Annotated in this window: 28 protein-coding genes and 1 tRNA gene; 23 read left to right on the top strand and 6 right to left on the bottom strand. The window is 60.7% G+C overall.

All coding sequences use genetic code 11. The features are described 5' to 3' along the window. Positions 1 to 59: 59 nt before the first annotated feature. The 18 genes from QDT69_RS21620 (at position 60) to QDT69_RS21535 (ending at position 14,617) form a co-directional block, all read left to right on the top strand. Positions 60 to 242, top strand: coding sequence for a hypothetical protein (locus tag QDT69_RS21620; RefSeq protein WP_279708488.1), 183 nt, complete (start codon positions 60 to 62; stop codon positions 240 to 242). Positions 243 to 316: 74 nt separating this feature from the next. Beyond that, positions 317 to 1,222, top strand: a complete 906-nt coding sequence (locus QDT69_RS21615) for a J domain-containing protein (RefSeq protein ID WP_279708487.1) — start codon at positions 317 to 319, stop codon at positions 1,220 to 1,222. A gap of 5 nt (positions 1,223 to 1,227) precedes the next feature. Then, a complete protein-coding gene (locus QDT69_RS21610; RefSeq protein ID WP_279708548.1) occupies positions 1,228 to 1,509 on the top strand; it encodes a chaperone modulator CbpM in 282 nt (93 codons plus the stop codon). A 52-nt stretch (positions 1,510 to 1,561) separates the two neighbouring features. After that, complete coding sequence (locus tag QDT69_RS21605; RefSeq protein ID WP_279708486.1) at positions 1,562 to 1,846, top strand: hypothetical protein; 285 nt, start codon at positions 1,562 to 1,564, stop codon at positions 1,844 to 1,846. Positions 1,847 to 2,149: 303 nt separating this feature from the next. After that, a complete protein-coding gene (locus tag QDT69_RS21600) occupies positions 2,150 to 3,538 on the top strand; it encodes a sigma-54 dependent transcriptional regulator (RefSeq protein WP_279708485.1) in 1,389 nt (462 codons plus the stop codon). Next, positions 3,517 to 5,544: a HAMP domain-containing sensor histidine kinase gene (locus QDT69_RS21595; protein WP_279708484.1), complete on the top strand. Its 2,028-nt coding sequence runs from the start codon at positions 3,517 to 3,519 to the stop codon at positions 5,542 to 5,544. The genes QDT69_RS21600 and QDT69_RS21595 overlap by 22 nt, the downstream gene beginning before the upstream one ends. A gap of 194 nt (positions 5,545 to 5,738) precedes the next feature. Continuing rightward, on the top strand, positions 5,739 to 5,936 hold the full coding sequence (locus QDT69_RS21590) for a hypothetical protein (RefSeq protein WP_279708483.1): 198 nt from the start codon (positions 5,739 to 5,741) through the stop codon (positions 5,934 to 5,936). Positions 5,937 to 6,011: 75 nt separating this feature from the next. Beyond that, positions 6,012 to 6,404 carry a hypothetical protein gene (locus tag QDT69_RS21585; RefSeq protein WP_279708482.1) on the top strand — a complete coding sequence of 131 codons (393 nt, stop codon included), beginning with the start codon at positions 6,012 to 6,014 and terminating at the stop codon, positions 6,402 to 6,404. Between the two features lie 59 nt (positions 6,405 to 6,463). Then, on the top strand, positions 6,464 to 6,655 hold the full coding sequence (locus QDT69_RS21580; RefSeq protein WP_279708481.1) for a hypothetical protein: 192 nt from the start codon (positions 6,464 to 6,466) through the stop codon (positions 6,653 to 6,655). A gap of 466 nt (positions 6,656 to 7,121) precedes the next feature. After that, positions 7,122 to 7,718: a superoxide dismutase gene (locus QDT69_RS21575; protein WP_279708480.1), complete on the top strand. Its 597-nt coding sequence runs from the start codon at positions 7,122 to 7,124 to the stop codon at positions 7,716 to 7,718. 3 nt (positions 7,719 to 7,721) lie between these two features. Beyond that, positions 7,722 to 8,147 (top strand): hotdog domain-containing protein, encoded by a 426-nt coding sequence (locus QDT69_RS21570; RefSeq protein WP_279708478.1) that lies wholly within the window; start codon positions 7,722 to 7,724, stop codon positions 8,145 to 8,147. Positions 8,148 to 8,372: 225 nt separating this feature from the next. Then, on the top strand, positions 8,373 to 10,979 hold the full coding sequence (gene clpB / locus QDT69_RS21565) for an ATP-dependent chaperone ClpB (protein ID WP_279708477.1): 2,607 nt from the start codon (positions 8,373 to 8,375) through the stop codon (positions 10,977 to 10,979). A gap of 41 nt (positions 10,980 to 11,020) precedes the next feature. Further along, the gene (locus tag QDT69_RS21560; protein WP_279708476.1) at positions 11,021 to 11,275 is read left to right on the top strand and encodes a DUF2171 domain-containing protein; all 255 of its coding nucleotides are present in this window, start codon (positions 11,021 to 11,023) and stop codon (positions 11,273 to 11,275) included. 81 nt (positions 11,276 to 11,356) lie between these two features. Next, a complete protein-coding gene (locus tag QDT69_RS21555; RefSeq protein ID WP_279708475.1) occupies positions 11,357 to 11,611 on the top strand; it encodes a DUF2171 domain-containing protein in 255 nt (84 codons plus the stop codon). Positions 11,612 to 11,849: 238 nt separating this feature from the next. Beyond that, entirely contained in the window at positions 11,850 to 12,044 is a 195-nt protein-coding gene (locus QDT69_RS21550) for a hypothetical protein (RefSeq protein WP_279708474.1), read from the top strand. 205 nt (positions 12,045 to 12,249) lie between these two features. After that, a complete protein-coding gene (locus QDT69_RS21545; RefSeq protein WP_279708473.1) occupies positions 12,250 to 13,329 on the top strand; it encodes a Dyp-type peroxidase in 1,080 nt (359 codons plus the stop codon). Further along, positions 13,322 to 14,140 (top strand): family 1 encapsulin nanocompartment shell protein, encoded by an 819-nt coding sequence (locus tag QDT69_RS21540; protein ID WP_279708472.1) that lies wholly within the window; start codon positions 13,322 to 13,324, stop codon positions 14,138 to 14,140. The genes QDT69_RS21545 and QDT69_RS21540 overlap by 8 nt, the downstream gene beginning before the upstream one ends. Before the next feature lie 376 nt (positions 14,141 to 14,516). Then, positions 14,517 to 14,617, top strand: a tRNA-Ser gene (locus QDT69_RS21535). A 579-nt stretch (positions 14,618 to 15,196) separates the two neighbouring features. Here the strand turns inward: QDT69_RS21535 and QDT69_RS21530 are convergent. The 6 genes from QDT69_RS21530 to QDT69_RS21505 are packed head-to-tail and all read right to left on the bottom strand — an operon-like array spanning position 15,197 to position 20,774. After that, positions 15,197 to 15,580: a RidA family protein gene (locus QDT69_RS21530; protein ID WP_279708547.1), complete on the bottom strand. Its 384-nt coding sequence runs from the start codon at positions 15,578 to 15,580 to the stop codon at positions 15,197 to 15,199. Between the two features lie 5 nt (positions 15,581 to 15,585). Next, entirely contained in the window at positions 15,586 to 16,416 is an 831-nt protein-coding gene (locus QDT69_RS21525; protein ID WP_279708471.1) for an ABC transporter ATP-binding protein, read from the bottom strand. 11 nt (positions 16,417 to 16,427) lie between these two features. Beyond that, entirely contained in the window at positions 16,428 to 17,828 is a 1,401-nt protein-coding gene (locus QDT69_RS21520) for an FAD-binding oxidoreductase (protein ID WP_279708470.1), read from the bottom strand. 24 nt (positions 17,829 to 17,852) lie between these two features. After that, positions 17,853 to 18,872, bottom strand: a complete 1,020-nt coding sequence (locus QDT69_RS21515) for an aromatic ring-hydroxylating dioxygenase subunit alpha (protein WP_279708469.1) — start codon at positions 18,870 to 18,872, stop codon at positions 17,853 to 17,855. Positions 18,873 to 18,918: 46 nt separating this feature from the next. After that, a complete protein-coding gene (locus QDT69_RS21510; protein WP_279708468.1) occupies positions 18,919 to 19,719 on the bottom strand; it encodes an ABC transporter permease in 801 nt (266 codons plus the stop codon). Between the two features lie 56 nt (positions 19,720 to 19,775). Next, a complete protein-coding gene (locus tag QDT69_RS21505) occupies positions 19,776 to 20,774 on the bottom strand; it encodes an ABC transporter substrate-binding protein (RefSeq protein ID WP_279708467.1) in 999 nt (332 codons plus the stop codon). Positions 20,775 to 20,974: 200 nt separating this feature from the next. On the opposite strand from QDT69_RS21505, the gene QDT69_RS21500 reads away from it, so the two are divergent. From QDT69_RS21500 to uraD, 5 genes are all read left to right on the top strand, one after another. Next, complete coding sequence (locus QDT69_RS21500) at positions 20,975 to 21,880, top strand: LysR family transcriptional regulator (RefSeq protein ID WP_279708466.1); 906 nt, start codon at positions 20,975 to 20,977, stop codon at positions 21,878 to 21,880. A gap of 75 nt (positions 21,881 to 21,955) precedes the next feature. Continuing rightward, positions 21,956 to 23,329 (top strand): cytosine deaminase, encoded by a 1,374-nt coding sequence (locus tag QDT69_RS21495; protein ID WP_279708465.1) that lies wholly within the window; start codon positions 21,956 to 21,958, stop codon positions 23,327 to 23,329. An 80-nt stretch (positions 23,330 to 23,409) separates the two neighbouring features. Further along, positions 23,410 to 24,000: an NAD(P)H-dependent oxidoreductase gene (locus QDT69_RS21490; RefSeq protein WP_279708464.1), complete on the top strand. Its 591-nt coding sequence runs from the start codon at positions 23,410 to 23,412 to the stop codon at positions 23,998 to 24,000. A 637-nt stretch (positions 24,001 to 24,637) separates the two neighbouring features. Then, positions 24,638 to 24,934, top strand: a complete 297-nt coding sequence (locus tag QDT69_RS21485) for a hypothetical protein (RefSeq protein WP_279708463.1) — start codon at positions 24,638 to 24,640, stop codon at positions 24,932 to 24,934. 140 nt (positions 24,935 to 25,074) lie between these two features. Further along, positions 25,075 to 25,959, top strand: coding sequence for a 2-oxo-4-hydroxy-4-carboxy-5-ureidoimidazoline decarboxylase (gene uraD, locus QDT69_RS21480; protein ID WP_279708462.1), 885 nt, complete (start codon positions 25,075 to 25,077; stop codon positions 25,957 to 25,959). Positions 25,960 to 25,996 lie beyond the last annotated feature (37 nt).

Below are 25,996 nucleotides of genomic sequence, written 5' to 3'. Positions count from 1 at the left end.
GGGCAAACGGGTCTTGCCTGGAATGTCGTTGAAGAACTGCATGCAGAGGTTGGAAGACCATGACAGTGAGTCTCGGTGGCAATGGGCAACTCGACGACGGCAAGCCGCGACTGACGGAAGACGACATCACGCGGGCGAAACTTGGTCCGCGCGGTGTTCCAGGAGCGCCAGATCCGGCGCGAATGACGCCTCAGCAACTGAAGAACTACCCCAAATACGTGGATCCCGGTCATGTTGAATAATCGGGACCCGGCGCTCGGCCGTTCCTCGCTACGGGCAAATCCAGTCTCTGCCATCTTCAAGTCGGGAGCGGTCATTGGCTAAGAACCCGTACGATGTGTTGGGAGTGTCCTCCTCAGCGTCGGCCGCCGAGATACAAAAGGCGTATCGTAAGCTTGCGAAGAAGCTGCATCCTGATCTCAATCCCGGCGACAAGGCCGCGGAAGAGAAGTTCAAGGAAGCGGCCGGCGCCTATGACCTGCTCGGCGATGCTGACAAGCGCAACCGCTTCGACAATGGAGAAATCGACGCGACGGGAGCTGAACGGCCGCAGCATCACTTCTATCGCGACTACGCCGATGCCGGAGATCCGCATGCTTACACCAGCGGAGCCGGCTTTGCCGACTTCATGGATTCGGACGATGCGTTCGCCGACCTGCTAAGGCGCGGGCAGCGCGCACGCGCAAACCGGCGCGGTGAAGATCTGCACTATCGCCTGTCCATCGCGTTCGTCGAATCGATCAGCGGTGCAACCAAGCGAATCACACTGCCGGATGGCGGGACGCTGGAAGTGAAGATTCCCCCGGGTCTGGTCGACGGGCAGGTCTTGCGCCTGAAGGGCAAGGGAGCTCCCGGCGCAGGCAAAGGCGGACCAGGCGATGCCCTCATCGAAGTCGAGGTCATGCCGGATCGGCGCTTTACCCGCGATGGCGACAACATTCTGCTCGAAGTGCCGATCTCGTTGACCGAGGCGGTTCTGGGCGGTCAAATCCGGGTGCCGACACCGACCGGTGACGTTACCATGGCGGTGCCGAAGGGATCGAACACCGGCACGACACTGCGCCTCAGGGGAAAGGGCGCCCCGCGCCGAGGCGGGAGTGCCGGAGACGAATTGGTGAAGCTGACAATCGTCCTGCCGAAGTCTCCGGATCCGGAATTGGAAGCGTTCGTCGAGAACTGGACCAAGGGGAAAAAGTTCGATCCGCGCGAAGGCACCTTGTAATGACCCTGACCAAACAGGAATTTCTGATCTCCTCGGGACTGCGGGTGCAGACACTCGAATTCTGGCTGGAGCAACGATGGCTGCTTCCAACCGAGGCGGCTTCAGGGGCGCAGTTCTCTGACGCGGATGTGGCCCGCGCGCACCTGATCCGCGATCTCAAGAGCGACCTGGGCGTCAACGACGAGGGGATCGACGTCATCCTCCATCTCATCGATCAGCTGCATGGTGTCCGACAGGCTTTCGCGTTGATGCGTACCGCACTTGACGATGATTCACGAACGATCTGACAGAACGGGTGACCACGGTCGATTAGGGACAGGCATTAAGGAGCAGCTTTCAATGGAACGCACGCTCGGCAACGGACCGATTGTTGGCTTGGTGCTTGAGGCTCTGGTCCGCACGCTCCTCGCGAAGAACGTCTTGTCATCCGATGACGTGAGGGCGCTGCTCTTTGAGGCGGCGACGCGCCTTGACGTTGAAGGGGACCCGCAAACGCCGCAGGCAGCGAAGATCATGGTCGACGAGGATCTGGCGCCTGTCTTCCTCGGTGACGACCGGAAGGTATCGATCGATCCGCCTCCTGGGAAGTCATCGTTCATCTCGACACCGACCGAAGAAAAGTAATCCGCGCGAGCGCCAACGCGAGCATATCGTCGCCCCGGAGAACAACCCAGAGATGGACAGGAGCAACATGCCAACGTCAGGACGTTTTCGCTATTGCGAACCGACGATCGCGGACGACCGCTTCAATCGAGGGTTTGTGCCTCCCGCGATGTTCGCGAGCGGGCCGAGTAGCGGAATGACTTATGGCTCAGTGCGGCTTGTGGTAGGGATATCGTTTTGCCCTCGCTTTTTCATTGCGCTGGAGACGGTCATCGCCCTGCGTTGAGATGGTGGTCGTCGAGAGCGGAGTCGGGAGAGATATGGATGTCTGAGGAAGCCCCGCGTGACGTTGCCGAACCGGTGGTCGACCCGGAATTCGGACCTTGGCTTGCGCAAGCCTCGATTCTGATCGTTGACGACGAACCGGGCATGCGCAATTTCCTCGTCAAACTCCTGCGCCCGCGCTGCAAGCTGATCGAGGAGTCCGCGGACGCCAAGGATGCATCCCGGAAACTCGACGGGCAGCATTTCGACGTCGTTATCCTCGACAACGTCATGCCCGGAAAGACTGGCCTGGACTGGCTTGCGGAGCAGCGAGCGATCGGGTTCTTCACCGATGTCATCCTTATGACCGCCTATGCCGATCTGGATACGGCAATTGGCGCACTGCGCATCGGCGTCATTGACTTTGTCATCAAGCCATTTCGATCCAATCAATTGCTGAATGCCGTTGCGCGTTGCCTCGATCGGGCGCGACTGCAGCGAGAGAACTTTGTGCTGCGCCATGAGATGAAGTCATCCTCGCAGCAGCTTTATCTGCGCAACAAACTCCTTGGGGCATCCGCAGCAATTCAAAAGGCGCGGGAGACTATCGCCCGGGTGGCGCCTTTGCCGACGCCGGTTCTGTTTACCGGCGAGTCCGGAACAGGGAAGGAGGTCGCCGCTCGATCGCTCCATTCGTTGTCAAATCGAGCGGACAAGCTGTTCGTGCCGGTCAACTGCGGGGCAATCCCTTCGGAAATGATCGAAAGCGAACTGTTCGGCCATGTGAGGGGGGCGTTCACAGGCGCAGGGAAGGCCCGAGAGGGTCTGTTCATGTTCGCGCAGGGAGGCACCCTTTTCCTGGACGAGATCGGCGAGCTGCCATATCATTTGCAGAGCAAGCTGTTGCGTGTGCTCGAGGATCGTCGGGTACGTCCCGTCGGCTCGGAGCGAGAGGTGCCGATCGACGCCCGGTATGTCTTCGCCACCAACGCCGATCTGCAAAAGCGGGTTGCAGCCGGCACTTTTCGGGCGGATCTCTATTTTCGTATCAACATCATGCAGGTCGAGCTTCCGTCTCTTCGGGACCGCGATCAGGATGTGCTCGAGCTTGCCGAGATCTTCATGCGCGAGATTGCCGAGCAGCTTGGCATGCCGCGCGTTCCGATCGATGCCAGAATGCGGACGTTCTTCTTGCAGTACGATTGGCCAGGCAATATCCGCGAGCTGCGCAATCTGATCGAGCGGACGGTGATCCTCGGTGAGTTCCGGGAGGATTATCTCAAGTCGCGCGGCGAAAGATCGACAAGTGATGTCACACTCGCCGATGTAGAGCGGCGGCATATTCTTTTTGTGCTTCGCGAGTCGGAGGGCGACCGTGAGGAAGCGGCACGCCGTCTCGGGATCTCGCGCAAAACGATCGACCGCAAATGCGCAAGCTGGCACCTCTGATCGCGAGTTTTTCTCCAAGGGCCTCCGTGCGGTATCGCCTGCTGGCGATGGCGCTCTTGCCGATGCTCGTCATCCTTCCGCTGCTGCTTGGAATCAGCATTTATCGCTGGAACGTGAGGTTCGACGCGGTATTGACGTCCAAGGTCCATGATGACCTGACGATCGCCAGGCAGTATCTCGGGCGAATTTTCGAGAACACGGAGGATTATCTGGTGTCGTCGGTGAACTCCGCGCGCTTTCAGTCGATCGTACAAACCCCAGGTTATGAGCGGGGGGCCATGAGCGATTATCTAAAAGACATCGCACAGGCACGCGGATTCGATTTTCTCTACGTTGTCACTGACGACGGCGCGGTGATCGCGAGTGAGTATCAGATGGCTGCCGCGCCACGATGGAATTGGCCTGTCATCAGCTCAGCGCTTGAGGGGCGAGCACGAACCGCGATTGATGTGTTTCAATCCATGGAACTTGCGGCGATCTCCGCCGATCTTCCGAAACGTGCTCAGATCGACATCGTAACGACGCCCGGAAGCGCGCCGACCACGCGGACGCAGGAGGGCCGAGGGCTGGTGCTGCAGTCGGCGACGCCGGTTTCGCTGCCGAATGCACGAAAGGCGGCGTTGGTTGGTGGGATGCTGCTCAATCAGAACCTTGCGTTTGTCGACACGATCAACGATCTAATCTACTCCGGCGCGGGGTTGCCTGAAGGCAGTCGCGGGACCGTTACGCTCTTCCTCGATGATGTGCGTATCAGCACCAATGTGAGGATGTTCGAGGGGCAGCGGGCAATTGGCACGCGCGTCTCTGCGGAGGTCCGAGATGCGGTTCTCGATCGTGGCCAGACCTGGCTCGACGGCGCATTCGTGGTCAACGACTGGTACATCTCTGCGTATGAGCCGATCCGTGACAGCTATAATCATCGCGTCGGAATGCTCTATGCCGGTTATCTCCGGCAACCGTTCACGGTAGCAAAGCGCGGTACCGTTCTGGAAATCGCGCTGGCATTCGCTGTTGCTGTTGCACTGACTGTCCCGCTGTTTTTGACATGGGCGGCAAGTATCTTCCGGCCGCTTGAGCGGATGACGACGACGATCTCGAAAGTGGAAAGCGGCGAATTGGGCGCACGAACCGGACCCGTCGATGGGCGCGACGAGATCGAGCAGGTTGCGGTCCATCTGGATCGACTGCTCGATCAGATCCACGAGCGCGACGCTCAGCTGCGGCAATGGAACCAGGAACTCAACCAGCGCGTCGAGGAGCGCACAAACAAGCTCGTGCATGCGAACCAGCAGCTCGAAGCAACCACCAAGCAGCTCATCATGTCGGAGAAGCTCGCGGCAATCGGCGAAATCACCGCCGGTGTGGCCCATGAGATCAACAATCCCATCGCGGTGATGCAGGGGAACCTGGAGATCATCAGGGATATGATGGGCGCCAGGGCCGACGAAGCAAAAACCGAGTTTCGGCTTATCGACGAGCAGATGCATCGTGTCAGTGAAATTGTGACGAGGCTCCTGCAATTCGCCAAGCCGCAGGAGTATGCCGGCTTTACCGATCAATACGATCCTGCCGTCGTCGTCACCGATACGTTGCCACTCGTTCAACATCTGCTGAACAAGACAACGATCGGCGTCGAAACGGAATATCACGCCTCACGCCTCATCTCAATGAACCGCACCGAATTGCAGCAGGTGCTCGTCAATCTCCTTGTCAATGCAATTCACGCGACGTCGGGAGGCGGGCGTTTGACAATTCGGACCTTCGATCGAAATGAGGGAAGGCGCCGTGGCGTCGTCATCGATGTGACGGACACCGGTGGCGGCATGACGCCGGACGTGATGCAGCGGATCTTCGATCCGTTCTTCACCACCAAGAGGCGGGAGGGAACCGGGTTAGGGCTGTCCATCAGCCAGATGCTCGTAACGCGCCACGGTGGTAGGATCTCAGTCGAGAGCGAACCCGGCAAGGGTACGACCTTTACGGTCTGGCTGCCTGCCGAGGATTGACGATGACCGAAGAGCCGGTGACATTTCGTCCCGCTGGAAAGACAAATTGTCCGTCGGTTCCTCGTTGCAGTGATTAAGCGATTGATATCGCATGAAGCCTCGCCTGGCATGGCGGTTGCTGGAATCGCCAAGGGCGGTCGGAGCCTCAACCGGGTGCAACAATCAGTCTGAGGTCAAGGAGAAGGAGACGCAGCATGCCACGTCATCATGGAAAAATGCCCCCTGTTCCGCCGGCCAGCCGCAGCCCGAAGGGCACCGGCGGTGATCCCGAAGTCAAGAAGGATACGTCGTCGAAGAAGCGTGAAGACAATTACGCGGAACAAGGTGACACAGCAAACATGCGCGAGAACACCACCAACGAGGGGTGCTTCCAGGGACGCCGCATCAAATGATGCCAGGCCGGCCGATGCTTCCCTGCCGGTAGTGACGGCGCTCGACCGGGGTGTGAAGAGCGAGGAGCTTCAGAAATGACCGTTGTGTCCAACCAGCAGCTATCGAATGATATGCAGGCCAAAGCGCATCTGCTCATCAATCAGGTCGGTCTCATGCCGCAGGCACAGGATCGGCCATTGGAAGCGGACGACCTCCTCTTTTACATCAGCGAGACGACGATGCCGATGGCGGCCTTCTTGCAGAGCCATGGGCTGTTCATGGACGGCGAGGGGCTGCACTTCGACTTCTCGCAGTTCGATGCCATCCGCGAAGTCGCCGTCAAGGTCGTTGCCGAGCATGATGCCGGAAAGCTGGACGGCGTGTGGCAGCAATTCGATCTCTCCACCGACGAGGACGCCGACTACAACGGCGAGTACATCCTGCTCGCCCTTGCTGCCCTTGCGGTCATGTATGATCGGGCGGACTAGGCCAGTCGGGTGCCCCGCTGCACCAGCGGCAGGCGAGATCGCGAACAAGGAGATGCGTAATGACGCTGATTGAACTGGCCGATGCGCTGGAAAAGGTCGACGAGGAGGCGTTTGCCTCAATGCTGTTGGAGTACGAGCTCAATCACGATGATGAGCCCAAGGTCGTGAAGACGATGATCGTTGAGGCACTTCGTTTTGCGGACGCGCACGGGTTTCGCGCGGCCCGGCCGCCGCTCGACGACGCCGACTAGTCGCGCCGTCGTCTCGATGCTTGGTTCCGAAACGCCTACAGAGCTCGATCAAGGAGCCGATGCTGAGCTTTCGCGTCGTTTGGCTGATCTGACGAAACGGCCGGCATTGATGCATTATCGAGCAGCCCATCTGGGCGTACGCGCTCCATGTGCGCCGGGGGGGGCGTAGACGCGCCCGCGGTGATCGCCACTTGCCGTCATTCGAGTTCGATCCATGTCGAACCGCTGTTTTGACAAGCAATCTTTCATCCTCAGTTTGGTGAGCCGAGCTCCAACGCGATACGCAGGACATTTTGTCCGGTTTGCTTTCGACAAGTTGTCTGAAAGCACCTCCCCCCGCAACGCAACTGATTGATATCGTAGAACTTCAGATGTGGCACATGAGTTGCTCAGGATCTCGCGGCAGTAGCGCGGTCGCGTGGCAATCACCATGCCGTCGCCGAGGTTCTCTCCAGAGGAGATATCTATGTCCTTCACCCTTCCCGATCTGCCCTACGCCCATGATGCACTCGCTCCCTACATGTCGAGGGAAACGCTGGAGTACCATCACGACAAGCATCATGCCGCGTACGTGAATGCCCTCAATACCCTCATCAAAGGTACCGAATGGGAAGGAATGAGCCTGGAGGACGTCGTGATCGGCTCTTTCGGGCACAACGTTCCCCTGTTCAACAACGCGAGCCAGGACCTGAACCACACCGACTTCTGGAAATGGATGAAGCCGCACGCTCGAGCAGCCCTGCCAGGGATACTTGAAAGGAAAATCAACGCGGATTTCGGCTCGATCGAGAAGATGAAGGAAGAGTTTGTGGCTGCCGGCGTCGGACAGTTCGGCTCCGGCTGGTGCTGGTTGGCCGTCGAGAACGGCAAGATCATCGTCATGAAAACACCCAACGGTGAGAACCCGCTCGTCCATGGGGCAAAGCCCATATTGGGCTGCGACGTATGGGAACACTCCTACTACATCGACTATCGCAATCGCAGGCCGGATTACATCAGAGCGTTTCTCGACCACCTCGTGAACTGGGAATATGTCGATGATCTCTTCAAGCAGGCGGCGTGATCAATGAAGGCCGTACCGATTGGCGCAACCGGACGCTTCGCGCTTGTCGTGAAGCCCGAACACCTGGCCAACCGCGTCAAGGATAGCATCCTGCCGCCGGTGCTGGCGACGCCGGTCATGATCATGGCGATGGAGAATGCTGCGTTGAACGCCGTTCGTGGCTATCTCGAGCCGGGTGAAAGCGTGGTCGGCACCTTGGTCAATGTGCAGCATCTCACCGCGACCACAGTCGGGCAGACGGTGACTGCCACAGCCGAGGTCACAGCGGTCGAAGGCCGCCGGATCGCGTTTGTCGTCAGCGCCTCCGATGAAATCGAGCAAATCGGCAAGGGGACCCATGAGCGGATGCTCGTCGAGGTCGCCAGACTACAACAGCGCCTCGACGCAAAGATTGCGCGATCAGCAGTCCCTCGCGCGACGCCACGCTGAAGTGGCGGGCGATTCATATCGCGTCCCTTGGAGCCGGAACTGAGCATCAAGCAGGGAGTAACCGCCATGTCCGATCGCGTCGTCATCGTCCATCCCGCCGAGGCCAAATGCCGAAGAGATGAGGCAGAAGCTCCTGGGCATACAGCCTGCCGCACCGATACGAACCGGATCGCAGCTCCATTCCTGGCCATTTGACGACAGACCGCGGGTCCGAGGGATAGTTCTATGAACGCTGAAAAGTACACCGACCGCGCAAGGGGCTTTATCCAGTCGGCGCAGTCTCTGGCAACGAGAGAGGGCAACCAACAGTTCACGCCTCTCCATGTGCTCAAAGTGTTGCTCGACGACAATGAAGGCCTGGCCGCCAGTCTGATCGATCGGGCAGGTGGAAACTCGCGGGTGATCCTGCACGCGACGGAGGCGGCTTTGGCAGGATTGCCGAAGGTGTCCGGGTCAGGCGCGGGGCAGGTCTACATGGCGCCCGATACCGCGCGCCTGTTTACCGCCGCCGAGGAGCTGGCGGGAAAGGCCGGCGACAGCTTCGTCACCGTCGAACGCCTGCTGCAAGCCTTGTCCATGGACAAGAACAGCGAAGCAGCGAAGATCCTGGCGCAGGGCGGCGTCAACGCCCAGACGCTCGGTGCCGCGATCGATATGCTCCGCAAGGGCCGCACCGCGGACAGCGCGTCAGCCGAGAATGCCTATGATGCACTGAAGAAGTACGCCCGCGATCTGACGCAGGCCGCGCGTGAAGGCAAGCTCGACCCGGTGATCGGCCGCGATGAGGAGATCCGCCGCACAATCCAGGTTCTGTCACGCCGGACCAAGAACAATCCCGTCCTGATCGGCGAACCAGGTGTCGGCAAGACCGCCATCGTCGAAGGGCTCGCTTTGCGGATCGTCAACGGTGACGTTCCCGAAAGCCTGCACGACAAGAAACTGCTCGCGCTCGATATGGGCGCCCTGATTGCGGGCGCCAAGTACCGCGGTGAGTTCGAAGAACGATTGAAGGCGGTGCTTTCCGAGGTGACGTCGGCGGATGGCGGCATCATCCTCTTCATCGACGAGATGCATACGCTTATCGGAGCGGGCAAGACCGATGGCGCGATGGATGCTTCCAATCTCCTCAAGCCGGCGTTAGCTCGCGGCGAGTTGCACTGTGTAGGCGCGACCACGCTCGACGAATACCGCAAGCACGTCGAGAAGGATGCTGCGCTTGCCCGCCGTTTCCAGCCGGTATTCGTGTCGCAGCCCACAGTGGAGGATACGATATCGATCCTGCGCGGCCTCAAGGACAAGTACGAGCAGCATCATGGCGTTCGGATCTCGGACGCCGCGCTGGTCGCCGCCGCAACGCTGTCCAACCGCTACATCACCGATCGGTTTCTTCCGGACAAGGCCATTGACCTTGTCGACGAGGCGGCGGCGCGGCTCAAGATGCAGGTCGACTCCAAGCCGGAGGAACTGGATTCGCTTGACCGTGAAATCGTGCGTCGCAAGATCGAGCAGGAGGCGCTCAAGAAGGAAAGCGATGCCGGGTCGAAGAGCCGTCTGAAGACACTCGACGGAGAGCTGGTCGATCTCGAGAAGCGCTCCGCCGACATGACGACGAAATGGCAGGCCGAGAAGAGCAAGCTCTCGGACGCCCAGAAGATGAAGGCGCAGCTCGAACAGCTGCGCACGGAGCTGGCGAATGCGCAACGCAAAGGTGAATATCAGCGCGCGGGCGAGCTGTCATACAGCACGATTCCCGAACTCGAAAAGAAGCTGGCCGCCGTTGAGGCCAGTGAGACCAGCTCAATCAGCGAGACGGTCACGGCCGACAACATAGCTCAGGTGGTTTCGCGCTGGACCGGTGTTCCGGTCGACAAGATGTTGGAGGGCGAGCGGGAAAAACTTCTTCAGATGGAGGAGATGATCGCCAAGCGCGTCGTCGGACAGACGCAGGCCGTTCGCGCCGTGTCGACCGCAGTACGACGGGCTCGCGCGGGATTGCAAGATCCGAATCGGCCGATGGGCTCGTTCATGTTCCTTGGTCCCACCGGCGTCGGCAAAACAGAGTTGGCGAAGGCGCTCGCGGAGTTCCTGTTCGATGATGAGCACGCAATCCTTCGCATCGACATGTCGGAGTTCATGGAGAAACATTCGGTCGCACGGCTCATCGGCGCGCCTCCAGGCTATGTCGGCTACGACGAGGGTGGCGTCCTCACAGAAGCTGTGCGGCGACGGCCGTATCAGGTTGTGCTGTTCGACGAGATCGAGAAGGCGCATCCGGACGTCTTCAATGTGTTGTTGCAGGTGCTGGACGACGGTCGCCTGACCGACGGCCAGGGTCGTACCGTCGATTTCCGCAACACACTCATCATCATGACGTCGAATCTGGGCGCGGAATACCTCGTCAGCCAGGGGGAAGGCGAAAAGACGAGCGCCGTTCGCGACAAGGTCATGGAGATGGTCCGCGCGCATTTTCGACCGGAATTCCTCAACCGCGTCGACGCGATCATCCTGTTCCAGCGGTTGCAAAAGAACGATATGGGGCGGATCGTCGATATTCAATTTGCGCGACTGCGGAAACTCCTCGACGAACGCAAGATTGCGTTGTCGCTTGATGCCAAGGCCCAGAACTGGCTAGCTGAGAAGGGCTGGGATCCGGCCTATGGCGCCCGGCCGCTAAAGAGAGTGATCCAGCGCTATGTGCAGGATCCGTTGGCTGAGATGTTGCTGGCCGGCGACGTCCGCGACGGCTCCACGGTACAGGTTTCCTCCGGGAAGGACGGTTTGACCTTCAACGGGAAGGCCGTGAAGCCGCCGGATGATGACGAAGCGATCTGAGCGTCAACCTGGAATGACATGGAAACGAGCAGGTGCAGTTTATGAAGGAACATCAGATCAAAGAAGGCATGGCTGTCGTCGGGTTTGACGGCGTGCAGATCGGTGTCGTCGACGGCATCGAGGGCGATCGCATCAAGCTGAAGAAGAGCGAAAGCAGCGGACACCACAAGCGACACCACCACTATATCGGTATGGATTTCGTGGACAGCGTCGTGGATCAGAGGGTACGGCTCTGCTCCGATGCCAACATCGTTGAACTCTTTGAGGAGGAAAAGTCCGGACGCCCCATCAAATAGCAATCGGTACGAACAGTCTGCGGGTACGTGGATGATAGCTCACACAACCATCGCAATGGACTCGAAGGGAGAGGTACGGTCATGAACAAGATCAACGGCGGAATGGAAGTCATCGGCGCTGACGGCGTGCATGTCGGCACAGTCGATCGGGTCGAAGGCGATCGCATCAGGCTGAAGAAGAGCGACAGCTTCGGGCATCACAAAGGTCATCAGCACTATATCGAGTTGGGATTCGTCGCCGGCGTCGAGGGCGACAAGGTACGCCTATCCGCTAACGCGGACATCGCGCTGACACTGGAAGAAGAACCGTCGGGTCGTCCGGTCAATCTCGGATAGCCGGGATATTGCAGCGGGATCGCCGCGGCAGATTTCACGCCGACGGCATCTGACTCGGGGCCGCGTAAGGCGTGCGTGCGTAGTTTGGACAATTTGTCCTTGCTGGTTCGGACAGTTTGTCAGAACCGGTTTGTCAGATCGGCATAAGCCATTGATATCGCGATGCACTCAGATTGGCATGGCGGTTGCTCCGTAGCGGATGAATGGCGCGACAGAGCAATAGGGAAGCATCGACGCAATGGAAGAATACGATCTCTACATCAATGTGAAAAAGCCGACGATTGGGATCTACGTCCGCAAGGGCGCGCAACTCCCGGACCTCGCGGACAAGGGCGATTGGGTTTTTGACGGGACCTCCGCTCAGGATCTTTTGCCGCCGAGCGTGATCGCGGGCGTCAAGGCAGATGGCCATGCCTTCCGGGATATGGATTGACCAGATCTCGGCCTGACCAATCGGAGTGAATGCACCTCAAGGGATACCGCGGCCTGGTGTCTCCGTTATCCCGATCGCGTTACCGGTTGTATCCGCTCCGCGCCTCGTTCTGAAGACCCGCCGCTGCACCGACGCCGCGCGCTATGTTCAGGCGGACGGGCACGCAGCGCTTTGAGGGCTCCGGACCGGCCGCCATGGAGTGATCGTGCCACCCGTCGTACCACAACCAGTCATCGCGAAACTGACGCGAGCCGCGATATTTCTCGTCGTCAGGATCAATCCGGGAAAGGACAGCGAAGTTGCGGTGCGCGGTCTATGTGCCGATCTGTCGGCTCTGCTGCGAGCCGTCGGCTTTCGGGATCTCGAAGCGCGGCTATCATGCGTGATGGGGTTGGGCTCCGATGCTTGGGATCGATTATTTGGTCGTCCGCGGCCCAGGGATCTCCACCCCTTCAAGGAAATCCACGGGGTGCATCACGCTGTTTCCACGCCGGGCGACATCCTCTTTCATATTCGGTCCGTCCGCATGGACCTGTGCTTCGAGCTCGCCTCGCAGATCATGTCCCAACTAGGCACGGCCGTCACGACGATCGACGAGGTCCATGGGTTCAAATACTTTGACGATCGCGACTTGCTTGGATTCGTCGACGGAACTGAGAACCCGTCCGATCAAGGCGCGGTCAACGCGACGACCGTCGGACAGGAGGATCCTGCATTCGCTGGCGGAAGCTACGTCATCACCCAGAAGTATTTGCACGACCTGAAGCGATGGAACGCCATATCCATTCCGGAGCAGGAGAGTATCATCGGTCGCCACAAGCTGTCCGACATCGAGCAGCAGGATTCGGCCAAGGCACCCTACGCACATAACGTCCTGACGACGATCATCGAAGATGGTGAGCAGCTCGAGATCGTGCGCGACAACATGCCTTTCGGCGAAATTGGCAAGGGTGAATTTGGCACCTATTTCATAGGCTACGCTCGTTCGCCCCGCCGGATCGAGCAGATGCTCGAGAGCATGTTTGTCGGCCGACCAGCTGGCAACTACGATCGGTTGCTGGATTTCAGCCGTGCCGTTACGGGTGCGCTGTTCTTCGTGCCGTCAGCAACATTTCTCGACGAGGTCTCGCCTGAAGGCATCGGCGCCACGGCTTCCGACGCGGAGGCGCAGGTCGACGTTGAGCGGCGTTGGGCTGATTCGTCAGATCCCGCTCCTACACATCTGTCCGTCAGCGACGGGTCGCTTGGAATTGGCTCCTTAAACAAGAAGGCGAACCATGAATAATCTCCACCGGCAACTCGCTCCAATATCCGATGCGGCATGGGCTCAAATCGAGCAGGAAGCTTCCCGTACCCTGAAGCGACACCTTGCCGGCCGGCGTGTGGTCGACGTGCCCGAGGCTAGGGGGAGTGGCTTTTCGGGGGTATGCACAGGCCATGTCAAACAACTCCAGGCTCCAGGCGAGGGCATCACGGCACAGCAGCGCGAGATGAAGGCGCTCGTCGAATTGCGCGTCCCATTCCAGCTCTCCCGCCAGCAGATTGATGACGTCGAGCGCGGCGCCCTGGACGCTGATTGGACGCCGGTCAAAGTCGCTGCCCGCAAAATTGCATTTGCGGAGGACCGTGCGATTTTCGACGGATATGCTGCCGCAGGGATCGAGGGCATTCGCCGGGCCAGCAACAACTCAGGGCTAATTCTTCCCACAAATGCAGGAGCTTATCCAAGTGCCGTCGCGCAAGCGGTAAGTGAACTCAGGCTTGCCGGCTGCAATGGGCCATATGCCCTTGTTCTTGGGGCGGAGGCGTACACCGCGGCCAGCGGCGGAAGTGATGAAGGATACCCGGTTTTCCACCACGTCGAACGGCTCGCTGATGGCGGTGTTTTCTGGGCGCCTGCCATCGACGGCGCCTTTGTTCTAACGACGCGAGGAGGCGATTTCGAGCTGGATATCGGCCAAGATCTCTCAATCGGCTATCTCAACCACACCGACACAACGGTCGGGCTCTACCTCCAGGAGACGTTCACTTTCCGGGTGCTGACTACCGAGGCCTCGGTCGTGCTCGCCCCAGCCGGGAAGCAGAAGGTGAAATAGCGAGCCCGGCCGCTGTGCCAGGTAACGGGTGGCTCTGCGAACGTCACCCGGTGGGGACATTTCGGAAGCCTTTCCGCCTACTCTGATCGATCATCCATGATCGATGGAAGCGATTTGCATCGCCTTCGGGGAGGTCCAGTGGTCGTCCCGCCCCGCGCTGCTTGTGCGAAGCGAAACGGCCGGGTCGGGAGAGCACCCCAAAATGCCTGAAAAGATGGCGCACCCGACACGATTCGAACGTGTGACCTTTGCCTACGGAGGGCAGGCGCGCGATGCCGCCGATCGCGGAATACGCCTTTCGATCCGACGGGTAGTTCAGAGTAACAGACAATCCACCGAAGCATTATGATCGTGCGACGAATGCCCATTTTCGGCCGGATAAGCCCAGTGGTGCGACCAGTAAGCCATTGATTGTCCTCAGCCCGAGGCTGACTCTTAATCAGCGGGTCCCAGGTTCGAGCCCTGGTGCGCCCACCATTGGAAAACTCTTGTTTTCCAAGCCCTTCGCGGAGCGGTCGACGAGAACAAAACGGGTTTCGTGCGACGCTTTGTGGTTTGGCGGACATCACCAGATTGCTGTTCGGCTTTTCCCTTGTTTCTGTGTCTTCACCCCATTCGATACAGCACGCAGATCCGATGGGACAGGTCGATTACTTGCTCGTCGTAGAATCGGAAATTAGAGCGAGCAAAACGGACAACCTGTTCTGCCCGTCACAGCGACATACCGCTTGCTGCAGAACCAAAACCAGATCGTTCGGGTCAGGGGTTCGAGTCGCTCCCTCGATTTTGTCCGCCAAACTGCGATTTGCCGCGATTTTGTACTCCTGCCCGTAGCGCGGCGAGAGACCTGCACGACCGTTGCTGTCTCGGCCGCGAAGCAGCGTGCGATGGTTGTGCGGGTGCCAGATACCGCGTCTGGCGACGATGGCCTAGCGTATCTCGCGCGCCGACTCCATGTCTAGGACGCCAATGGCTTTGGAGCCAAATGCATAGGGCTCGTATACCGATCGGGTATGCAATTGAAATCGCGACAAAAGCATTCGTGCGCTGCGGCTGTCACTTCGCCGCAAGGGCCTCGAATTCGACCTTGAACTCCGGTCGCGTAAAGCCGCTGACGATCATCAGGGTCGAGGCCGGTGCCGGCAGTGCCACGTAGCGATCGCGCACGGCCATATAGGGCGCCATGCATGCGCGATCCGTAACATAGGCGTTGATGCGTACGAGGTCGCGAAAGCCCATGCCGGCTTCGGCTAGGCACAAGCCGATGGCCTCCAAGCAGAGCGCCGACTGCTCTTCAACGCCCTCCGGGATGCGGTCGCTCGCCGAGATGCCGAGTTGGCCCGAGCAGAAAAGCAGTCGTGCGCCGGCCTGTACTTCGACCGCATGGCTGTAATTGGCAAACGGCTTGCGGATTCCCGCATGGATGAGATGGCGGAGCACCGTGTTCACTCCGGCTCGTCGGTGCTCTGCGCCATGGCTTGGCGCAGCGCCTCCGAAGCGCGTCGGCAATAATCGTTGTAGATCGGCGAGACGCGGAAGTCTTCGTTGCGTGGGTAGGGTGCTGATATCGCGATCTCGGTGCTCATGCGGCCGGGCCGTGCGCGCATCACCACGATCCGCGACGACAAATAGACCGATTCGTAGACGCTGTGGGTTACGAAGATCACCGTGAGGTTGTTCTTCGCAAACAGTTGCATAAGATCGTTGTTGAGCTTCGTGCGAGTGATTTCGTCCAGCGCGGCGAAAGGTTCGTCCATCAACAGGATGCGCGGGTTGGTCGCCATGGCACGAGCCACCGAGACACGCATTCGCATGCCACCCGAGAGCTCGCGCGGATAAGCGTCGGCAAAGCGCGTGAGGCCGACCTGCGCCAGTACTTCCATGATGCGCTCGCGCACATCCCGGCGACGCGCGCCGCCGAGCATCAGCGGCAGATAGACGTTGTCGAACACCGTCCGCCAAGGCAGCAGCGTCGGTTCCTGGAACACGAAGCCGAGCGAGCGGTCGGGCTCTCCGCGCGCATCGTAGGTCGAGGTCGGCCAGTCGATGGTACCGGTCGTGGGCGCGCTGAGGCCGGCGATCATCTTCAGGAGCGTGGACTTTCCGCAGCCCGACGCTCCGAGCAAGGTGAGGAACTCGCCGGGCCGGACGGTCAGGTCAACGCCCTCAAGCGCCAGCGTCCTGTTGGTGAAGGTCTTGGAGACGCCCGCAAGCTGCAGCAATGCGCGCGATGGGGCGGGCGCGGCGACGAGCTCGGGAGGCTTCGCCTCGAACATGGGCATGACATTCACTGCTGCGCTCCCGGCAAGCGCGGAACGAAGCTGCGCATCTTGCCCGGATTGAGCAAGCCGAGCGGATCCACCTCATGCTTGAAGCTCAGCTGGTCGGCGTCGACGCGCTTGTATCGGCTGCCGTCCTCCAGCGTAACAACATGCGGATTGGCAATCATGATTCCGAGTGCTTCATAGGCTGCCATGATCTCGTCGAGGCGTTCCGGCGTCGAATAGCGGATCACGGGGAGTCCGCTCGCGGTCATTAGTCCGTTGATGCGGATGAATTCGAGGTGCTGCATCACCTCGCCTTCGAACCGGGCGCCGATCTCTGCGGCCGCCTCGACAATGCGGTTGTGTGGATAGAGCACCTGCAGGTAGGTGATGCTGCGATCGACCTTGAACGTCTGCAGCGTGCAGTGGTTCCAGCTATGCTCGTAGAGCGGCGCCTTCGTAAGCACGTCCTCGCTCGGCGCCTTGTAGGTGAGGGTGCCGCCGAATGAGTCGAGCAGCGTCTCGAAGCTCTCGATCGACATCGATCCGATCATGCCGAGCAGCACAGCCTTGCCGTCAGGGCAATACTGGCGAAGGCTGGCGAAGTTCTGCGGTAGCGGCCACTCGATCGGCGCCAGCAGCTTCTTGACCACGCCGTCCGCCATTGCGATCGCGCGACCGAAGCGGATTGACTCAGCGAAGTCGTCAAAGGCAACGATCACGTCGATCCATGGCAGCGCCGGCGCCAGCGGCATTTCCAGCACCGTGATGATGCCTGTTGTGCCGTAGGCGCGGCTGATCTTCTGCGCCGCGTCGCCGCGCAGCTCGATCACGCGCGGCGTCTCCTCTACGGTGACGATACGCGCGGCGAGGATGTTGCCGGGCTCGCGCATGCCGCCAAAGGTGACGCTGCCGATACCGCCGGATCCTCCGGCGACAAAGCCGCCGATCTGCGCCATGCGCTTGGTGGACGGATGCATGCGGAGCTCCCAACCGAGCGGCCGGGTCTGTGCGTCAATGTCGAACAGCTTGGCGCCGGCTTCGACGCGGACGATACCCGGCGTCTGCCATTCGATGCGGTTCATGGCGGACATGTCGAGCAGAACGCCGCCTTCGAGCGGCACGCATTGACCGTAGTTTCCGGTCGCGCCTCCCCGCACGGTGAGCGGGATGCGATGGCGGTAGCAGGCGGCGGCGACGCGGACCACGTCGGCCTCGTCGCGCGGCGTGATGATGATGTCTGCAACCTTGTCCCTCAACCGGGCGGCGAGGATTGGCGAATACCAGTAGTAGTCGCGCGACTTCCGCCGCAGATCGGCCGGATCGAGGCTCGTCGCGATATCGCCGATGTCGGCGAGCAGGGCCTTGATCGGGTAGCACGCGGCAGCGAGAGTGTTTGGCATGGACAGGGTGGCGTCGGACATCTGTGGCGACCTGCAATCGGAGGTTCAAGCGGCGCGATAGACCTCCGCCTCGCCGTGGTCTTCGAGGAGCTTCATCAGCCGCTTGCGCATGATCATGCCGGGCCGGTCCGACACCATGTTGGCTTCGGCGCGGCGACCGACGTCGATGGGGGTGTCATAGTCGGTGGACTCGATGATGTCCTTGTCCTCCCGCGTGATCTTGTAGTCCCAGTCGTTCAGCAGCTGCGCCGGGCAGTCCTCTTCCGTGTCGTTGCGGTAAAGCCACTGCACCAGCTGGATATGGCTGTCGTCGATCGGCGTCGCCGAGTTGAAGATAATGTGGCGAAGGCCCGACGGATATTCGATGTCGAGCCGGCGGCAAAACGGCATGTACCATTTGTTGCGCATGTGACGCGTGGTGGTGGCGGCATCGGTTCCGGATATCCGGTGCTGGATCGGTGGATTGATGACGGTGATCAGCGTCTCGGCCTCGAACCCGTAGTCAGTTTCCGTGATCTCGTACTTGTCAGGGAGCGGCTGGTCGGCCTGGCCGAATGTCCCCTGATGCACGAAGGCAAAGTGGGCGTTGTCGAAGGAGTTCTCCATCATCCGCAGGGCCGAGGTGTTCCAGATTTCGTAGAACTGCGGCACGTAGCGGAACGACGGGTCGCTGTCCTCGGGCACCTCGAAGATCGGCGCCAGCGGCTCATCAAGTGCCACCCAGGCATAGCCGTAGCGCGCTTGGCAGTGATAGGCGGGCGTCGACAGGTTCGGCACTTCCTGCTGCACCGGAAATTGCGGGACGTGCACGAGCTTGCCGGTGGAGTCGTAGGTCCAGCCGTGATAGCCGCACACGATTTGCCCGTCCTTGCACCAGCCTCTCGAGAGCTTGGCGGTGCGGTGGCAACAGCGGTCCCTGAGCGCGGCCGGGCTTCCATCCGGGCCGAGGAACAGCACGATGTCCTCATCGAGCAGACGGAACGGCCTTGGTCCGTTTGCGAGGTCGGAGAGCGGCATCACCGCGTACCAGAAACGGCGCAGCACCTTCTGCTTGGTGGTCAGCATGCGAACCTCGTCGGGACGTGTTGTGTTGCGGGCAACTCGCGGGACATCAGCCGTCCCGCTCGAACTCGCTGTCGTGCCAGCGGCCGAGCGCCAGCTTCGACAGGGCGGCCATCGCCAGAAACAGGGCGATGCCGGTGATGGTGATCAGGAACAGCGCAGCGAACATGCGGGGTATGTCGAGCTGGAAACCGGACTGCATGATCTCATAGGCGAGGCCCGCGCTGCGGCCGCCGGTGCCGGCGACGAATTCGGCCACCACCGCGCCGATCAGTGCGAGGCCGCTGGCGACGCGCAAGCCGGCGAAGAAGAACGGCAGGGCGCTCGGTATGCGTAGATAAAGCAGGCTCTGCAGACGTGTGGCACGGTTGATAGCGAACAGGTTCTGGTGGCCGCTCTCGATACTGCGAAGGCCGACGGTGGTGTTGGAGATGATCGGGAAGACGGCAATGATCGTGGCGCAGATGATCAGCGCAACCTGCGTATTTTTCACCAGGATGATGATCAATGGGGCAATGGCAACGATCGGCGTCACCTGCATGATGACAGCGTAGGGGAAGAAGCTGCGCTCGATCAGCCTGTTCTGCACAAACAGGAACGCCAGGGCCGAGCCGATCGTGGTTGCGAGACCAAGCGCGGTCAGCGCCACTTTCAACGTGCTCCAGAGTTCCCGCATCAGTCCCGGCGTATCGACGACGATCGCCTGCGCGATCGCGCTTGGCGCCGGAAAGAGGTAGGCTGGAATGGCGAAGATGCGGCAGGCGGTTTCCCAGGCGGTGACGATGATCACGCCAACCACCAGGGGCGGCAGCACTTCGGTAAGGGCGGAACTGGCCTTGTGTTGTTGCATCGCCGGCGTTCGTCTGTCGTATCGGGGGGCGCAGCTGGGATCAGCTGCGCTGCGTGTCAGTTCATCGGAATCTTCATGCCGTCGATGAACTGCGTCGTGAACGCCTTCTTGTAGTCGACGCTCTTGTCGAGCAGGCCGCCGGCCACCATGAAGTCGTAAGTCGACTTCCAGCGCGCGTCGGTCATCACGCCGATGCCCATGGTCTGGGCATCGCCGCCATCGACCACCTTCAATTCCTTCATGCGCTTGACGCCGAAGGCGATCTGATCGTCAGTCATCTTCGGGTTATCTGCCTTGATCAGTGCGTTGGCAGCGGCGGGATCGTCGGTCAGATAGCTCTTCCAGCCCTCCATCGACGCGCGCACGAAACGCTTCAGCACGTCCGGCTTCTCTGCGACCAGCTTGGTCGTGGTCACCATCGTCGTGCCGTAAGGGGGATAGCCGTCATCCGCGAACAGGAAGAAGTTGACCGCTACACCCTTCTGCAACGCCTGGAACGGCTCGGATGAGGGATACGCCTGCTGGGCGACGTTGGCGTCTGCAAAGAACGGCTGAAGGTTGAACGTGTAAGCCTTGGCCTGGTTTTCGGCAAAGCCAAACCTGGTCTTCAGCCACGGCCAGAAGGTGGAGTGACTGGAGCTCGCGATCAGGATGTCCTTGCCTTTGAGGTCCGCGAGGCTCTTGACGTCATCATGCGTCATCATGCCCTGCAAATCCTTTTGAAATGACGCACCGATGGTGACGACGGGCAGGCCTTTCCCGACCGACTGCAGCACCTGGATGTCGTAGCCCATGATGACGTCGGCTTCGCCGCCGAGCAGAAGCTGCATACCGTTCACCTGCGGACCGCCCATCTTGATGGTGACGTCGAGGCCGGCCTTCTCGTACAGGCCTGTCGCCTTGGCCTGATAGAAGCCGCCATGCTCGGCCTGCGCGAACCAACTCGACAGCAGCGTGATCTTGTCGGCGGCAGCGGCAAACGATGGAGCGCAGGCAATGCCAAGGAGCATCGCACCAGCGATGGCATGTCGGGAGATCCGTACGGGCGTGGTCATTTGCGACATCCGTTGGTGTGATCAGGCTTGGCAAGGATGTCAGCAAATGCGAATGATTAGAAAGCATCAATTTTAGTGCGTTGTGATGCTTTTGCGGCATCGATGGCTAGTTCTTGGGCGACGAGCTTTCACACTAGGCAGCGGCTCGTCAGCGCGGATTCAACGCATTGAATCATCAAATGGCTGGAGGCCAGTTCCCAATGCTGCATGCCCGAATCCTGACCTATCTGGACGAGGTGGCGCGGTTCGGATCGATCCGTAAGGCGGCGGCGCGGCTGAACGTGGCGTCTTCCGCCATCAACCGGCAGATCCTGGCGCTCGAGGCGGAATTGGGCGCACCGATTTTCGAGCGCATGCCGCGCCGCCTCCGCCTGACCTCCGCCGGCGAGATCCTGATCATGCATGTGCGGGAGACCCTGAAATCGAGCCAGCGTGTCGCGGCGCAGATCGAAGCGCTCAAGGGTCTTCAGCGCGGCGAGGCGACGATCGCGACGATGAACGGCCTCGCCGGCGGTCCGTTGCCCAGGTTCCTTGCCGGGGTGATGGGCGCGCATCCGCGCATGCATATTCGACTGCGCGTCCTGACGCTCGATCAGATTCCGAATGCAGTGCTCACCGGCGAGGCCGATATCGCGTTGGGCTATAATTTCCCCGCGGGGCCGGGCCTGCGCGTCGTGGCAAGCCACGACTTGCACCTGGGCGCGGTGGTCGCGCCGGGACATCCGTTGACGCGTCGCAAGCCGGCCTGGCTCGCCGATTGTCTCGAATTCCCGCTGGTGTTGGGCGATGCGTCCATGACCATCCGTCCCGTGGTCGAACTCGCCTTCACGCGCGCCGGCATCCCCTTGCATCCGACCATCGAGAGCAATTCCATCGCGTTCATGATGCGGATCGTGCGCGAGGGCAATGCCGTCACCTTCCTCAACCCGGTGGATATCGGCGTCGATATCGCGCGCGGCGATCTTGTCTTTATCCCGTTCCAGGATCTCAGGGTCGATCCGATCACGATAAAGCTCGCGGTGCGCGCCCGTGGCACGCTTGATGCATTTCCGAGTGTCCTGCTCGAGGAGATGCGCATTGCCATGCCGGGCTTGCAACGGACATGAACGATGACGAATAGGCATCGCCGCGGACACAAATTGATGCTTGCTACGTTCCTCTGACACGTTTGAATACGCCTTATGACAATTCATTTCGCCGAGATTGCCTGGTCCGACGCGCCGCGCTATTGGCTTGCCAATGCGCGCATTCCGGTTTGCCTGCTGGCAAATTCCGCACGGTCGGCGGACAGCGATCATGAAGGTGTCATACGTGTCGACGTGCTGGTCGAGCAGGGCAAGATCGCGCGTGTCATGCCCGCGCAGGATACTCGCGACGATGCCATCGCGCGCGTCGATCTCGGCGGCCGCCAGATTTGGCCGACGCTGATCGACGTTCACACGCATCTCGACAAAGGCCATTCGATCGAGCGCAACCCGAATATCGACGGAACCTTCAACAACGCGCGGCTAGCCGCAGCCGCCGACCGTCCGAACTGGACGGCGCCCGATTTGCGGCGACGCATGGGTTTCGGCTTGCGCTGTGCCCACGCGCACGGTGTCTCGGCAATCCGCACGCATATCGACACCTATCATGACAGCGCCGAGCGAAGCTGGTCGGTGTTGCGCGAGATGCGCGAGGAATGGGCCGGCAGGGTGGATCTGCAGGCGGTCTCGCTCTGCCCGATCGAACTCTTGATGGATTCCTTCGGTGACCGCGTCGCCGAAATCGTGAAGGAATCGGGAGGGCTGCTTGGCGGCGTCACGCGTCCGGCGATCGGCATGCATGGCGCTCCGCAGGCCAACATCGATCGACAGCTCGATCGGCTGTTCGCATTGGCCACCCGCCATGACCTCGATATCGACCTCCACGTCGACGAAACGGACGACCCGGCCGCCGCGACGCTGCCCTTCATCGCACGCTCGGCGCTCCGGCACGGCTACAAGGGCCGTGTCGTCTGTGGCCATTGCTGCAGCCTTGCGGTGCAGGGCGACAGCGAGATCGATCGGACGCTCGACTTGCTGGCTGAAGCGGACATATCCATCGTGACGCTGCCGACGGTCAATATGTATCTCCAGGACCGGTGCAGCGGCCGAACACCGCGTTGGCGAGGCGTCACGGTGGTGCACGAGATGATCAAGCGTGGAATCCGCGTGGCTGCTGCCGGCGACAATTGCCGCGACAGCTTCTACGCATACGGGGATCACGACATGGTCGACACCTTCCGGCAGGCCGTGCGTATCCTGCATTTCGATCATCCGCTTTCTGAGGCGCCGTCGCTGGTTGCGAGCATGCCGTCGCGCATCGCGAAACTAGAGGGGCATGGATCGATCGGCGAGGGCGCGCCGGCGCGGCTCATCGTGTTCAACGCGCGCAGCCTCAACGAGATCGTCAGCCGGCCGCAGGCCGACCGCGTTGTCCTCGAGGGTGGCAGGCGGATTACCGCGAAGCCTCCCGATTATTCGGAGCTTTGGCCAGATGACGATTTGCCAGGCAGGACGGCCGCGGCGGAATAGAGAGTTCATCCATGCTCATGCACCAGCTTCTGCCGACGGCGCGGCCCCGACGCCGGGCAAGGCATTGATCGCTCAAGCCCATGCGAGTCCTCTACGTCTATTGCCATCCATTGCCTGAGAGCTTCCACGCCGGCATTCGCGCAAGGGCGCTAGGGGCCTTGCAGGCGGCCGGGCATGAGGTCGATCTGCTCGACCTCTATGCCGAAAGGTTTGATCCCGTATTGTCGGAAGATGCGCGGCGACACTACCACGATATGTCGCGGAATCAGGCCGGGCTGGAAAGCTATATCGCGAGGCTGAAGCGTGCCGAGGTACTGGTGGTGCAGTTTCCCACCTGGTGCTTCGGCATGCCAGCGATGCTCAAGGGATTCCTTGACCGCATGATCATGCCCGGCGTTGCCTTCGACATCAGCGATCCGGCCAAGGTCAGGCCGATGCTCGACAACATCACGTGCATCATCGGCATCGTCACCTACGGCCGGCCGCGCTTTATGGCGCTGTGGATGAGCGATCCACCGCGCAAGATCGTCAAGCGTTATCTGCGCTGGTTCACCGGTGGCAAGGCGCGCGTGGACTACCACGCGCTGTATCATTTGAATGTTGCTTCGGAGCCCCGGCGCGTCGCTTTCATCGGCCGGGTGACGCGGGCGCTAGAGCGGCTCGGTCCTTAAGGCACGATGAAAAATAGGATTGCTCTAAGCGTCGCGAGAGCGTGAACCCATACATCCGTAGGAGCCGCACAAGCCTGCTCGGCCCTAAGCTGGCTAAATGTCGGCTTACGGGTGAGCGCGAAGCTTACGGATCTAGGTCGCAAATTAGGTCGGGTTGAGAAGAAGTCCCGTCAATGCCCGGCTGGGGCCGAGTAGCCACCGCGATAATAGCTTGGCGCGGGGCCTCCGTATCCTTCAGATGTGGCGCGCGGCCAGGCCGCGTAGGAGTCGAGATTGCGACCCGAGGTCAGGGTCGTTGCAGCCCGGTCCGGCCTTGCGTGGTGGCGTTGCGCTGCCGTCGCATGCTGAACCAAAGCCGTGCTGATGAGGATCGCGCCGATCGCGGTCAAGAATATCCTGGGCAATGTCCTGTCTCCCGTTGCCGATAGTTGCGTCGACGCCGATGCGCCTTGTCCGCGAATGGCGTCGTTACCGGGTTAGGTGGTGCCCGCATGCGTTGGTTGCGACGGTGGGTGGATTCACGAAGTGGCGAGCAAATTCCTTAGTCACGGCTAAATAATCGGCAACCTATCAGCGGTGTTATCGTGGACTTTGCCGGTTCGATCCGTTTGAATGCACAAGTGTTCGAGAGCTGCCCATGAAAAAGGTTCTGCCTATCCTGCTGCTGCTGGTCTCACCAGTCTGGGCTCAGACCAAGCCAGCGACCGTCAAACCCTCGGCAAGGCCGGCCGCGCCGGTGGTTGACGATTGCGCTCCGATCGGCCGCACCGAGAAGGGCGAATTGGTCTATTCGCTGAAATGCGACAACCTGCCGGTTCCGTCCAGTGCGGCTGCTTCGACGGCGCCGCGGGTGGAGGCGCCGGCGGCGGCCCCAGCCGCGGAACCCGAGGTGCGCCGGAGCGGCGTGTTCGGATGGTCTTATGATCGCCGGTAGCAGGGCCTGCCACGCGTCCTCGATGGAACAGTCCTTGCGTCCGATGTCTATCTGCGTCCCAGGCGCCGCTTGGAGAGTTTCGATGGATTCCGGCTGGTGAGAAATCCCGCACCGAGCGTGCCGTCAGAACTGGATCGTTGATGTCCAAGCCGCTTGCCGAATTGAACGCTTGCAGCCGCGATACTTTCGTCGCGGCGCTCGCCAATATCTTTGAACATTCACCATGGATCGCAGAACGGGCGGCGGCCAGGCGGCCATTCACCGGCATCGGTGATCTGTTTGCCGCGATGCGAGAGGCTGTCGATCAAGCGCCGGCCGACTTGCGGATGGCGCTCATCAAGGCACACCCCGACCTCGCCGACAAGACGCAGCGTGCTGCGGGGCTGACCGTGGAATCCAACGCCGAACAGAACAGTGTCGGTCTCGATCGCCTGTCGGATGCCGAGTATGAAGCGTTCGAGCGCGTCAACACGGCCTATCGTTCGAAATTCGGCTTCCCCTACATCGTCTGTGTGCGCCGGCACACCAAGGACTCGATCTTGCGCGACTTCGCGCGGCGTTTGCCGAACGACCTTGCGACTGAAACACAGACCTCGGTCGATGAAATCTGCCGGATTGCCGCGCTGCGACTGGACCAGTCGGTGACGAGCACCGATCGCCTTGCCGTGTCCGGCCGGCTGACAACACACGTGCTCGACACCAATAGCGGCAGGCCGGCCGCGGGCGTCGCTCTCGAATTGGTTGAATTGGCCGAACTAGGCGTCAGCCGGGTGGTGACAAGTGCGACGACCAATCGAGATGGTCGAACGGATGCGCCGCTGATTGGCGGACGTCCCGTGCCGGTCGGCAAATACGAGCTCACGTTCAGCGTCGGCGACTATTTCGCCGCGCGCGGTGTGCCGTTGGCGGATCCTCCTTTTCTCGATCGCATCACGCTGCGCTTCGCCGTGAGTGAGCCGGAAGGTCATTTGCACGTGCCGCTCCTTGTGACGCCGTGGAGCTACGCGACGTATCGCGGAAGCTGATGCCCACCTCTGGCACGAACATTGCTCTCTATCCGGA

Source organism: Bradyrhizobium sp. CER78, from assembly GCF_029846235.1.
Lineage (GTDB): Bacteria > Pseudomonadota > Alphaproteobacteria > Rhizobiales > Xanthobacteraceae > Bradyrhizobium.
Note: the sequence above shows the minus strand (reverse complement) of the source record. Positions and strands in the feature narration are given on the sequence as shown.